Here is a 12,453-nt window from a genome sequence, read left to right on the forward strand (position 1 = left end):
ATGAAGGTTAGTTACATCCAATGAGTACACATAACAATATTAATGATGTTGTAGAAATTACAGCACAAAGTGGTTCATCAATTTTCTCTATGATATCATCCACTGATATTATAGGAAAATCTGTTATGATAATTTTGGTAATTGCTTCAATTTGGGCATGGACAATAATTATAGATAAGATAGTTCATTTAGTTCAAATAAGAAAGAAAATTGCAACTTTTGAAGCTATTTTTTGGTCTGGAGCAGTTTTAGATCAGTTATATGAAACTATTAAAAGAACAATGAATAATCCTCTTGCCGCAGTTTTTGTAGCAGCTATGAACGAATGTAAACGCCAAAATCCTAACAACCTCACTGATGCACTTAAAATTAGCCATAAAGAGCGAATAATACAATCTATGTACTTGATAAGGAATCGTGAACTTGAAAGATTAGAGCAAAATTTAGGTTTTTTGGCAACTGTTGCTTCTAGTACACCATTTATAGGGTTATTTGGTACTGTTTGGGGGATTATGCATAGTTTTCAATCTATTGCAGCATCAAAAAATACCTCACTTGCTATCGTAGCTCCTGGCATTGCAGAAGCTCTACTTGCAACGGCAATAGGTCTATTTGCGGCAATTCCGGCGGTGATTTTTTATAACTACCTTTCTTCACAAATAATTAAGATTAATAACAAAATTGATGATTTCATTAATGAGCTTAGTTCTATACTATCAAGAGCCATAGATGAAGGGAAAATGTAATGGCTATACAATTACCAAATTCAAACAATCAAAGATTTAGACGTAATTTAGTCAGTGAGATCAATGTTACACCACTCGTTGACGTCATGTTAGTGCTATTGATCATCTTTATGATAACCTCTCCAATGCTAGTATCCGGTATTAATGTTGATTTACCAGAAACAACTTCTAGCCCACTGTCAGGGCAAGATGAACCGTTAGTGATTAGTATTAACAACAAAGGAGAATTATATTTATTGGAATCTAAAATAGAGAGACAAAATTTAGCTACTAAGCTAACTAATATTACAAAAGAAAAAAAAGATATTAGAATTTTTGTAAGAGGTGACAAAAATGTGCCATATGGCGAGGTAGTTAGCGTTGTATCTGAAATCCATGCAGCAGGCTTTTCTAAGGTAGCACTAGTTTCAAATATTAAATATAATGAAAAATAATAATTTTTTTTCTATTTCTTTTATTTGCTCCGTAGTACTTCATTTACTAATAATATATTTCTTCTTATTTGGTCTTCCATCATTGTTTAAAAAACCTCCTGAAGAACAAGTAATAGTTTTTGAAATGTTACCAATTAATAGTAAATCTAATGTACCCAATAAAATAAAACAGTCTGAAAAAGCTATAGAAAATCAAGATACAAAAAAAGTAGAACAAAGCAAACCTGATGATACAGAAGAGAAGAAACCTTTAGAGAAGCCTCTAGAAAAACTTCTAGAAGAAAAGAAACCTCTAGAAGACAAGCTTCCTATCAAGGAAGAGAAGGTTATAGATAAAAAACCTATAGAAGAGAAGAAGCCTCTTGAAGACAAGCTTCCTATCGAAGAAAAGAAGGTTATAGATACAAAGCCTGTAGAAACAAAGCCTATAGAAGAGAAGAAGCCTGCAGAAGAAAAAAAACCTGTAGACACAAAGAAGGCACTCGAGAAAAAAAAGAAAATTCCTAATAAAAGTGACTTAGATTCTTTGATTAAAAATTTAGAACAATCATCTGAAGGGTCGAGTGCAAAATCAAATAAACAAGCTATATCCAAAGAAAATAAAGAAACCCAAGAATCAAAAGGTCCTTACGATAACACATTGCCTCTTTCCATCAGTGAAATATCTTTAATTAAACAACAAATAGAGAGAGTATGGAACAAACCTATTGGGATACAAAACCTTGAGCAGCTACGGGTAACTTTGTATATAGCTTTAAATCAAGATGGCAGTGTCAAAGAAGTAAAAGTCAAAGAAACAATATGCCCAAATATAACAAAAATAGCTTGTGACGCTCTATCTAACAGTGCAATGAGGGCAGTATGGCAAGCAAGTCCTATTAATAATCTAGACCCTCAGCGTTACAATAGCTGGAAAGAATTTAATTTTCTTTTTGATCCAAGTATGTAAAATATACTACTCGTAAATGAAGAGTTGATAGACGAAGATCAAAATTATGAAGTGCTAGGAGTCGAAGGGTCGAGGAGCGGAGCGTACATTTAGTACGTGAGCACCGAAGATCCCTGAAGACGACAACGTAATTCTTGATTTTCATCGAGTATATTTGAAGAATTATTATATTTTTTAAGATTTATACTTAGTGCTAGTCAAATTTCCTCTATATTAGTATTAATTTTCGGATTTGGGATTAGTACTACAGTTGTAGTACTAACGTCAAAACGCTGTCATTCCCGCGTAGGCGGAAATCCAAAAAATAGCCTGCAAGGGCTATTAAATATTATAGATTCCTGCCTACGCGGGAATGACAGCTCTGTGTAGTAACTACAACTGTAGGATTAGGATAAAACCAAATAAAGAGGACGGCAAATAATAAAGATAGGTTTAGTAGTAAATTCCATTCTGTCATAGATATACCAAATAATTTAACTGCTGGTTTTGTGCAAGTCGCAATAGGTTGGCTATAAAATATTTCTTTAATATCTTGGATGGATAAGTGCTTTGGAATATGGATTAAAGTTGAACAAAGACTACTTGGTTCAAATATCCCTCTTTCCACTCCACTATGATAGCCTGCTAATATGCAAGCACCTAATAAGTTTAGAACGATAAAAAATAAAGTATATTTGCTTATTTTCTTGATAAGAATCGCTACAACTGAAATCTTGATTATAAATAAATATGGGAATCTTTGATAAATACACAAAGGGCAAGGTGAAAAATGTAATATATATTCGACAAAATAAGCCAAAGATAAGGCAAAAATGCACGTACAAACTAGAGTTATATGTAAAACTCTAAAACTATCTTTGTGAAAAAAATGTACAATAGAAGAAATTAGCATAAGTAAATATTATTTTTTTAACTCGCTATTGTCTAGGAATATTACCAAAAACTCAAGAGATAATTTATAAGTTTACAGAAAACCAAGTATACGTATAATCTCAGTGGGTATAATCAAACTACATGGAATATATAGATGTCAGAATTAGAAATTTTAGAAAATGCCGTTAAATCAAACGCTTGGCCTTTTTTAGAAGCAAAAAAAATATTAGATCAACTGGGTAACAAAACTCCAGCTAAAGGTTATGTATTATTTGAAACTGGTTATGGACCGTCAGGGATACCACATATAGGTACATTTGCAGAAGTTGCTAGATCTATAATGGTGCAAGAAGCATTTAAACAACTATCCAATATCCCAACTAAGATTATCTGTTTTTCTGATGATATGGATGGTTTGCGTAAAGTCCCAAATAATATCCCAAATCCTAATATGGTGGCATCACATATTGGTAAGCCTTTAACATCTATTCCCGATCCTTTTGGTGAATGTGAAAGTTATGGACATTATATGAACGCTAAGCTTTGCTCATTTTTAGATAGGTTTGGCTTTAAATATGAATTTTTTAGTAGTACAGAATGTTATAAATCCGGTTTATTTGATCAGATGATGCTTAAAGTCATAGACAAATATGATGAAATAATGGCTCTAATGTTACCAAGCTTTAGAGAGGAAAGAAAAGCCACCTACTCACCTTTCATGCCAATTTGTCCAAAAACCGGTATTGTACTACAAGTACCTATTGCAAAGATCGATCGCTTAGCCGCTACTATTACCTATAAAGACGATGAAGGGAAGTTTGTGGAAGTTCCTGTGACAAAGGGACATTGTAAACTGCAATGGAAACCCGATTTTGGTATGCGCTGGGCTGGCTTGCAAGTTAACTATGAAATGTATGGCAAGGAGCATATGCCTAATGCTGGCTTATATTCTGGGATTTGTCGAATCTTAGAGGGAATCCCACCAGTACAATTTTTTTATGAATTATTTCTTAATGAAAGCGGAGAGAAAATCTCTAAATCTACAGGCAATGGCATTACTGTTGATCAATGGCTGCAATATGCACCGGTGGAAAGTATGTCGTTATTTATGTACCAAAATCCAACAAGAGCCAAACGTTTACATTTTGATGTGATACCTAAAAATGTTGATGAATATATTACCTTCAATAAAAAATATCATTTAGAACTAGATCAAGTAAAGCGTTTCGCAAATCCAGTACATCATATTCATCATGGGAATGTGCCTAATATCGGAACTTTTGGCATTAGTTTTAGCTTATTGCTAAACCTCGCATCGGTTTGCAATCCTGAAGATAAATCGGTACTTTGGGGATTTATCAGTAAGTACGCCCCGAGTGCAACGAAACAAAATGCCCCGTACCTTGATCATTTAACCGATTTTGCCACTCGTTATTATAATGACTTTATTAAAGCTAATAAGTGCTATTTAATTCCTAATGATCAGCAGAAAATTATCTTACAAGACATTATCTCTATGTTAGATGTTTTGCCGGGAGATATTACTTCCGAACAAATCCAAGAAAAAATTTATGATATTGGTAATAAGCATGGTTATAATAATTTAAGAGATTATTTTAAAGAATTATATCAAATATTACTTGGGCAAACTGAAGGACCAAGGCTTGGGTCTTTTATTAAACTTTTTGGTATTAAGGACTCTATAAATTTGATTCAACAGAAATTAATTTAGCCCTAGTTGATGACATCAAGCCTGTTACATCGAACTCAGGTTTAAGTTACTATGAAGATTTATGAAAAAAATAAGACTTGACCAGTATCTAGTAGAATCCAAATTAGTTGATAATATTAACATAGCACGAAGCTTAATAGTGCAAGGCAAAGTATATATCAACCAGTACCAAAATACCAAACCAGGTACAGGAATATTGGCTGATACTCCTGATATTATTATAAAACACCCAGTACATGATTATGTATCACGAGGTGCATTAAAATTAATTGCTGCTCTAGACCATTTCAATATTGATCCACAAGATTTAGTTTGTCTAGATATAGGCTCTAGCACTGGTGGTTTTACTGAGGTTTTACTCCGTAGAAATGCCAAAAAGATTTTTGCAGTAGATGTAGGATATGGTGAACTACATTATAAATTGCGTAATAATCCTAAAATTTCAGTAATTGAAAGAACTAACGCCCGCTATCTGACAGTTGAGCAAATTAGCTTACCACTAGACCTTATCGTTTGTGATGCCAGCTTCATTAGTCTTACCACTATATTACCCACTTCATTTGGCCTAGCAAAAGATAATTGTAGTCTAGTTGCCCTAATTAAACCACAATTCGAAGTAGCAAAGGATGAAGTCGGGAGTGGTGGAATTGTCAGAAGCCAACTCTTACACCAAAGAGTATGTAACCATATTCAACAATGGCTAGAATCAAACCATAACTTTAATATATACGGGATAATACCCAGCCCTATTTTAGGGGCAAAAGGCAATCAGGAGTTTTTAATTTATGGACAGCGTAACAAAAAACTATAATTAATTGATTCAAAATACGATAAAACGATGTCATTCTGCGAAAGTAGCGGAATCTAAAGAAGCAGACAGGAAGAGTGTTTCAGGCATTCTAGATTCCCTGATTCCCCCGATGTCACCCCTGCGAAAGCAGGGGTCTAGAAAAGTCTAAATAGTTCTCTTGGCTACTTTTTTAGACCCCTGCCTACGCAGGGGTGACATCCTTACTATTACCCACAAATATTAGAGTTAGCTAATTGATAACCTTGAACTAGATCAAATAACCGTTGCCATCCTCTCCACAATACAATAGGACCAGGCTCTAGATCATTTTTTCTTGCTAAATACCCACCCAATTTAGCAACCCATATTATAGCATTTTTTATTGTAGGAATTGTATTATTAGGGGGAGCTGCTTTGTGTATCTTTACATACAAAACTCGCCATTCTTCTTCAGCTAATATTACACTACATGGTAGATTAGGATTAGTTCTGCCAATTAAAGTAATAAAAAAAATTCTCCAAGCAATTATGCTCATGATTGTCAAGTATTTTATTAATCTTTCTCCTGTTGCAAGTCTACATTGTTCAACCCTAAATCCAGATTTTAAAATTTTATGAAAAATTTCAATTCTCCATCTTAAACAATACCATCTTACTTTCTCTATAGCTTCTTCAAAATTATTGATAACTATATTGGTTAGTAACATCCATTCTAATGGTGTTGTTCCACTAGGGGGACGACGCTCAATAACATTGATGGCATATACTGGTAAATTTGGCAATGTTTCTGTTTTATGTCTTACATTGTTTACAGGAGGATTCATTATAAATTTTCCAAATCTAACTTCCAAATGTCTAATCCTATTAGCTTTATTTTCTTGACTAGTATCTTTAACTGCTATTTCTCCAGCACACTGGAAACCCGATACTACCTTCCACAAATATTGTCTATCTTTTTTGGAATATTTTGACTTTTTATTTATTTCTCTATCCTGTGCAGCTCTAACTAAAACTTTAGATTTCTGAGCTTGTGCCAATTCAAAAAAATCATATATATCAGCTTCTCTATCACAAACAGTTTATAATTTGGGTATTACTATTATTCGTTGCATTAATAGTGTTCTGTAATGCATTAAGCCACTTCATACTTTCTTTATCTTTAATATGTACCGCATTACCATGACTAGTTTTTTTTAACTGTTGTATTTCTTCAGGCACTGCTGGTCTATTGTGAATCTTTTGATCCAACAACCCAAGTGCTAATCCATTGGTAGCAACCGCAAAGGCAGTATGCATTATCAGACCTTTACATTCAATATTTTTAACATTCTTTCCCTCTTTTCTTGATAACACACCCAATCCAGTAGTTTTTTTATGACTAGTATATGTGATATAACTAGTATCTTGTATAACAAGAACTTTATCATGCTCTTTGATTCTTTCTACTGCTTTAGCAATATGGGCTTCTAATATTTTTGATTCCTTAACATTATCGTTTTTAAAAAAACGATATGCTGCTTTTGTTTCTGCCCAATTTCCACATGCTTGATTAATTGAGCTTTCAGGTATATTTGCAAAATTATCAGCTATCTTTATTAACCTATTTGTCAGCCTTTTATCACCCAAAATAGCTCCACTAAATTCCTCGGTCAAATAATTATTTATTATTTCTTGACTCATACTATACCTTTACAATGTAATATTTTAATTGCAAATCAGTATATTATTTTTACTTCTTTTTCACCATTGTTATTTTGTGGGTAATAGTAAGGGTGACATCGGGGTTGTTAAACCAATGTCTTACATCGAATTAATTAAATAATCCATAACAAATTAGATCCCTCCCATATATTTTTCAAACTTATTTTCCTCGTCTTGATATTTATCTGCATCCGGTAGAGCTGGTTTTTTAATAGTAATATTCGGCCAAATACTTGAGAAAAATTTAGCTCTCTCTATCCAATCAATCAGCTGTTCTGAATCCAGCTTAATAGCTTTAACCGGACACTCAAGCTCGCACACTCCACAATCAATACATTCATCGGGATTAATCACCAACATTAACTCCCCTTCATAGAAACAATCGACAGGACATACTTCTACACAATCGGTATATTTACATTTTATGCACTCATCGGTAACAACATAAGTCATGAATTATCATATTCCTTGAATTTGGCTATTAAAACACAAGATCTCAAACCTAAAACTAATAGAAAATATAGTATACTACTTATAAACATTAGCACTAAGGGCAATAACATAGAATTATGAATTGTCGGACTACCTAACCGTAAAACACTTGCTGGCTGGTGTAAACTATACCAAATATTTACCGAAAATTTTACTATAGGGATATTGATAAAACCAATCAAGGCAATCACTGAAGCTGGTCTTTCAGCACGCCTTATATTATCACCACTATTAACAACTACTATATAACTTAAATATAGTAAGAATAATACTAACATTGAGGTAAGTCTAGCATCCCAAACCCACCAAGTTCCCCAAATAGGCTTTCCCCATAACGAACCTGTAACCATACTAATCAGGCAAAAAACTGCACCAATAGGACTACTGGCCACCGCCATTAAGAAAGACATTTTAGTCTTCCACACTAGATTACACAAGCTACAAATAGCCATAAATGTATAAATCCCTAGTGCCATCCAAGAAGCTGGCACATGAACATACATAATCCTGACCATCTCACCTTGCTGGTAATCTTGTGGTGAGACTATCAAAGCTTGGTATAACCCCAGCCCCATTAATATCAACATGGAAACTAGCAATAATGGTATCATGGTTTGTATTAACTTACTAAAAAAATAAGGATTTAGTAATTTAAACATTTAGCTACTTGGTTAATTATTTTTAAATATTGATTATAGTATAAATCATCGTTAATGTCAGTTATTCTCCAATTCTCGCTTTCAACTTCTACTATCTCTGCTTTAAAATTTTTATAAATTCGAACATCTTGCTCGAGACTTAATAATACACATTTACTATTGGACATAGCTAATAAATGCTCAAGATTACTGATATATTTAAGGCTTTTTTGATCAGAATTATATAATTTTGCAACGCTTTTTTGGCTATTATCAAAAAAATATTCTAGACTATCACTAAGTAAAATAACATCTGTCAAAGGTCCTAATTTTTCATTTTTGATTTTCGTAAGTCTCTCTATTTGTTTTTTTGCCTTATCAAGATTTTGGTAAATATCTGAACTAATCTCAGGAAATCGTTCCGCTAATATCTTAGATAATTGTTCTAATGCTACTTTTACATTATCTAAATCAAGCCAAATATGCCAATTACTATATGAGTCATTACTAATAATTTTCAGCCCCGTAAAATTACTAATTTTAATAACATTTTTACTATGACCATTCATTAGCTTCCCAGCAAAACCATCAAATTGCTCATCTATATAAAATACAATATCTGCATCTTTGACTTTTTTAAGGTCACTAGGTTTTAAATTATAATGGTGCGGGCAATCATCATTATTGGCAATAGCTACAATCCTTGCTTGATCTTTAACTAGCATAGCTATAATAGCTGCTAGCGGAGTTATACTAGTAACAATAGATATCTTTCGAAACTCTACTTCTGCTGGTAATTTATTCGTGCTACCGGTACTCTGCTCCTCACGTACATCTAAGTACGCTACGGTTCGCAGTGAAGTGGCTTCTTTAAATTCCTCAGCATAAGCGAGTTTCGAAAGATATCTAATTTTCATTTTATCTATACTGGCAAAAGCTGCATAATTAAACAATATCATCATCATAGCAATAAAAATGCTAGCACTAATAGTAATTTTCATTTTCATCGTCATTTTCTAATAATTTTCTAATACTCGATAATCAAGTTTTTTTCTGAAGGCTACAATTCATGGCAGTTTATGTCACCCCTGCGAAAGCAGGGGTCTAAAATGTTTAAAGCACCCTTTCGGTCTATTGCTTAGATTCCCGCCGTTGCTAAGAATGACATCTTCTCAGCTTCTTTTCATGACTTTTAAAATGCCCTGAATTATATAACTCAATCAAAAACTTGATTATCGAGTAATAATTTAAGTAATTGATTCTTATTAAACGTAAAATCACTTTCTATCCAATCTTTTTTTAATTTGTCCAGCAATATGCCAATAGCTTTACCATGAATATTTAATTTTTGCAAGTCATGACCCTTTATAGGAAATATTGGACGGGGAATGGAGCTATATCTATCTAGAAATTTCTTGGCTACCGTTCTATCTACTTTGCCTAATGATACTAGAACACTTATATACTGCAAATAATCACCATTTTCCAACCAAATTTCTCTTAATACAAATTCGTTTATTTCTCTATTAATAACTTTAAGTATAGTAGTGATTTTTACGGCGATTTGCCGGGAAAATTTTAAATTCAGTAAATCACTTAGTGATAAGTTCTTTATGTGATAAAATAAGAGTGAATACCTAGTGTAAATTGCAAGAGACAGGGGCATTTGAACTTCCTCGATGTCATCCCTGCTTCCCTGTATGTCATCCCTACTCACCATTATGTCATCCCTGCGAAAGCAGGGATCTAGAATGTTTAAAACATCCTTCCTGTCTATTTCTTTAGATTCCTGCTTTCGCAGGAATGACATCGTTCCATCGTATATGTCCCTACTTCGTTCATCCCTGCTTCCCTTTATGTTATCCCTACTCACCATTATGTCATCCCTGCGAAAGCAGGGATCTAGAATATCTAAAACACCCTTCCTGTCTATTTCTTTAGATTCCTGCTTTCGCAGGAATGACATCGTTTCAAGAGAACCAAAGCTAATTGCTTCTGACAAATATTTTTTATCAAACTGGCTAACTGGCAATATTATCTGCAATATACCATTATCAAACATTTGCTGCAAAATATCAGGACTATTGTCTGAGATAATCAATTTATCCATTTCCCATTTTATCCGTTCTTTTGATAATAATCTTAGATTTTCTTTCAGTTTAATACAAGCATTTAGCCCATCTAGATCCAGCTGTGCAGCATAATAACAGGAAAACCGAAAAAACCGTAAAATACGCAAAAAATCTTCTTGGATTCGTTCAAATGCCTGTCCTATAAAGATTACTTTCGATTGTCGTAAATCATCTATGCCACCAAAATAATCATAAATTTTATGTTCAAATGGGCAATAACTGAGGGCATTAATAGTAAAATCTCTTCTAGTAGCATCCTCCATAAAATCATCAGTAAAGATAACTTCTGCACTCCTACCATCACATTTTATATCTTTTCTAAGTGTAGTAATCTCAAATTTTTCATTCTTTACTAAAGCCGTAACTGTACCATGTTTTATGCCAGTTGGTATAACCGTAATGTTGGCTTTTGATAAAATATCTGTTACTTGTTTTGGTAATAAATTTGTTGCTATATCAATGTCGTAGTTGACAACATTAAGAATAGCATCCCGAACAGCCCCCCCAACAATTCTAGCCACCCCTCCATTTAGTTTCAGTATTGACAAAATTTCTTTGTAATAGCGTGATTGGATAGATAATTCTTTTGTTACAACGTGCATTATAGAAACACCTTATTTTTGAGAAACATTATTAGACCTTACACTCGATAATCAAGTTTTTATTGAGTTATATAATTCAGTACAGTTTAAAAGTCATGAAAAGAAGCCGAGAAGATGTCATTCTTAGCAACGGCGGGAATCTAAAAAAATAGCCCAAAAGACTATTAAACATTACTAGATCCCCGCCTTCGCGGGGATGACATAAACTGCCATGAATTGTAGCCTTCAGAAAAAAACTTGATTATCGAGTTACAAGCATATCCTTGATTTCATTCAGTGTTAGCTTTTGTTTCTTTAATCGTTGAATTTCTATACATTGTTCAATCATTTCAGGTGAGTAAAGCTGATAGCGTGATTTAGTAACATCAGCAATTTCAAGCAAACCTTCCTTAGTCCAAAAACGAATTGTCGGCACAGTCTCACTGACAGCTTTTGCAAGCTCACCAATTTTTAATAATTTCTCTGATAATACTACATCTGAAGAGTTTACACCGTTTGCTGCTTTAAGATAAATATCAAGAGAACGATTGACTGCATTAAAGATAATCTTTTCATAGGCTTCTTTTGAACCACCAAGTTGTGCAATTTCTAGAGATGTTATATAAGGTAACCTCTCTTGTAGTCTAATAATAGCCGGTGGATAACCTGCCATTATTAGAATTAAATTCATCAACAATCGTGCAGTTCGACCATTCCCGTCTGAAAAAGGATGGATAGTTACTAGTCGATAATGTGCTTCTCCTGCAAGTGCTGCAGGATGCATATCTTTAGATGATTTTAGCCATGCAATAAAATCTGCCATCAAGTTTGGTACTTTTACTGGATTTGGCATTATTACCCTTGAACCTGAAATACGTACTGCTACTCGTCTATAACATCCAGCATTATGATCATCGATACCCTTTAGGATAAGAGCATGAATTGATAAAATATCGTTTTCAGTAATTTCACAAATTTTCTTTCGCTGTATTTCATGGATTAAGTCCAAAGCTTGTGCATGATTTTTTGCCTCAAGATGTTCTACTAACGATTTTCCACCAACTGTTAAGCCTTTTTCAATTACCACAGCAGTTTCCAAACGCGATAGAGTATTCCCCTCAATAGCATTACTGGTATAAGTCAACTCTACCTTAAACCACTGCTCCAAGTTTTTAACCAACTCTGGAGTTAATGGTCTGATTCTATCCAATTGCTTTTTTTTGTTGTCTAGTAGGTCATATTTCATATAGCAAAATATAAAGTATCACTTAATACTTTTCAACAATTATTTTATCATCTATATTCAGGGTAATTTAAAAGTAGGACTACAAGCCTAATATACTGCTCGTAAATGAAGAGTTGGTAGACGAAGATCAAAATCAACA

Annotated in this window: 11 protein-coding genes and 1 pseudogene; 5 read left to right on the plus strand and 7 right to left on the minus strand. The window is 33.4% G+C overall.

Annotation, left to right across the window (positions count from 1 at the left end):
- The first annotated feature begins 20 nt into the window (after nt 1–20).
- The 3 genes from tolQ to AAGD29_RS03470 are packed head-to-tail and all read left to right on the plus strand — an operon-like array spanning nt 21 to nt 2,129.
- Complete coding sequence (tolQ, locus tag AAGD29_RS03460) at nt 21–746, plus strand: protein TolQ (protein WP_341758529.1); 726 nt, start codon at nt 21–23, stop codon at nt 744–746.
- Nucleotides 746–1,180, plus strand: a complete 435-nt coding sequence (gene tolR, locus AAGD29_RS03465; protein WP_341758530.1) for a protein TolR — start codon at nt 746–748, stop codon at nt 1,178–1,180. Before tolQ ends, tolR begins: the two co-directional genes overlap by 1 nt.
- Complete coding sequence (locus AAGD29_RS03470; RefSeq protein ID WP_341758531.1) at nt 1,170–2,129, plus strand: cell envelope integrity protein TolA; 960 nt, start codon at nt 1,170–1,172, stop codon at nt 2,127–2,129. Before tolR ends, AAGD29_RS03470 begins: the two co-directional genes overlap by 11 nt.
- Before the next feature lie 328 nt (nt 2,130–2,457).
- Here AAGD29_RS03470 and AAGD29_RS03475 read toward each other — a convergent pair whose 3' ends face one another.
- A complete protein-coding gene (locus AAGD29_RS03475; protein WP_341758532.1) occupies nt 2,458–3,021 on the minus strand; it encodes a disulfide bond formation protein B in 564 nt (187 codons plus the stop codon).
- Nucleotides 3,022–3,156: 135 nt separating this feature from the next.
- On the opposite strand from AAGD29_RS03475, the gene AAGD29_RS03480 reads away from it, so the two are divergent.
- Together AAGD29_RS03480 and AAGD29_RS03485 are read left to right on the plus strand one after the other, a co-directional pair.
- Nucleotides 3,157–4,734, plus strand: a complete 1,578-nt coding sequence (locus AAGD29_RS03480) for a lysine--tRNA ligase (protein WP_341758533.1) — start codon at nt 3,157–3,159, stop codon at nt 4,732–4,734.
- A 61-nt stretch (nt 4,735–4,795) separates the two neighbouring features.
- A complete protein-coding gene (locus AAGD29_RS03485) occupies nt 4,796–5,545 on the plus strand; it encodes a TlyA family RNA methyltransferase (RefSeq protein WP_341758534.1) in 750 nt (249 codons plus the stop codon).
- A 206-nt stretch (nt 5,546–5,751) separates the two neighbouring features.
- Here the strand turns inward: AAGD29_RS03485 and AAGD29_RS03490 are convergent.
- The 6 genes and pseudogenes from AAGD29_RS03490 to AAGD29_RS03515 form a co-directional block, all read right to left on the minus strand.
- Nucleotides 5,752–7,204: pseudogene (locus tag AAGD29_RS03490) on the minus strand (IS4 family transposase).
- 153 nt (nt 7,205–7,357) lie between these two features.
- Nucleotides 7,358–7,678, minus strand: a complete 321-nt coding sequence (gene fdxA / locus AAGD29_RS03495) for a ferredoxin FdxA (protein WP_341758535.1) — start codon at nt 7,676–7,678, stop codon at nt 7,358–7,360.
- The gene (locus tag AAGD29_RS03500) at nt 7,675–8,376 is read right to left on the minus strand and encodes a heme ABC transporter permease (RefSeq protein ID WP_341758536.1); all 702 of its coding nucleotides are present in this window, start codon (nt 8,374–8,376) and stop codon (nt 7,675–7,677) included. The genes fdxA and AAGD29_RS03500 overlap by 4 nt, the downstream gene beginning before the upstream one ends.
- Entirely contained in the window at nt 8,361–9,362 is a 1,002-nt protein-coding gene (locus tag AAGD29_RS03505) for a metal ABC transporter solute-binding protein, Zn/Mn family (RefSeq protein ID WP_341758537.1), read from the minus strand. The genes AAGD29_RS03500 and AAGD29_RS03505 overlap by 16 nt, the downstream gene beginning before the upstream one ends.
- 209 nt (nt 9,363–9,571) lie before the next feature.
- Complete coding sequence (locus AAGD29_RS10235; RefSeq protein WP_410521173.1) at nt 9,572–11,089, minus strand: CCA tRNA nucleotidyltransferase; 1,518 nt, start codon at nt 11,087–11,089, stop codon at nt 9,572–9,574.
- 241 nt (nt 11,090–11,330) lie between these two features.
- Entirely contained in the window at nt 11,331–12,314 is a 984-nt protein-coding gene (locus tag AAGD29_RS03515; RefSeq protein WP_341758538.1) for a Fic family protein, read from the minus strand.
- Nucleotides 12,315–12,453 lie beyond the last annotated feature (139 nt).

Origin of the sequence: Candidatus Tisiphia endosymbiont of Ditula angustiorana (assembly GCF_964026425.1) — a bacterium.
Taxonomy (GTDB): domain Bacteria; phylum Pseudomonadota; class Alphaproteobacteria; order Rickettsiales; family Rickettsiaceae; genus Tisiphia.

Excerpts from the sequence above, each read along its gene's own strand:
- tolQ (WP_341758529.1), top strand. The coding sequence starts at position 21 with ATGAGTACACATAACAATATTAATGATGTTGTAGAAATTACAGCACAA.
- tolR (WP_341758530.1), top strand. The coding sequence starts at position 746 with ATGGCTATACAATTACCAAATTCAAACAATCAAAGATTTAGACGTAAT.
- AAGD29_RS03470 (WP_341758531.1), top strand. The coding sequence starts at position 1,170 with ATGAAAAATAATAATTTTTTTTCTATTTCTTTTATTTGCTCCGTAGTA.
- AAGD29_RS03475 (WP_341758532.1), bottom strand. The coding sequence starts at position 3,021 with ATGCTAATTTCTTCTATTGTACATTTTTTTCACAAAGATAGTTTTAGA.
- AAGD29_RS03480 (WP_341758533.1), top strand. The coding sequence starts at position 3,157 with ATGTCAGAATTAGAAATTTTAGAAAATGCCGTTAAATCAAACGCTTGG.
- AAGD29_RS03485 (WP_341758534.1), top strand. The coding sequence starts at position 4,796 with ATGAAAAAAATAAGACTTGACCAGTATCTAGTAGAATCCAAATTAGTT.
- fdxA (WP_341758535.1), bottom strand. The coding sequence starts at position 7,678 with ATGACTTATGTTGTTACCGATGAGTGCATAAAATGTAAATATACCGAT.
- AAGD29_RS03500 (WP_341758536.1), bottom strand. The coding sequence starts at position 8,376 with ATGTTTAAATTACTAAATCCTTATTTTTTTAGTAAGTTAATACAAACC.
- AAGD29_RS03505 (WP_341758537.1), bottom strand. The coding sequence starts at position 9,362 with ATGAAAATGAAAATTACTATTAGTGCTAGCATTTTTATTGCTATGATG.
- AAGD29_RS10235 (WP_410521173.1), bottom strand. The coding sequence starts at position 11,089 with ATGCACGTTGTAACAAAAGAATTATCTATCCAATCACGCTATTACAAA.
- AAGD29_RS03515 (WP_341758538.1), bottom strand. The coding sequence starts at position 12,314 with ATGAAATATGACCTACTAGACAACAAAAAAAAGCAATTGGATAGAATC.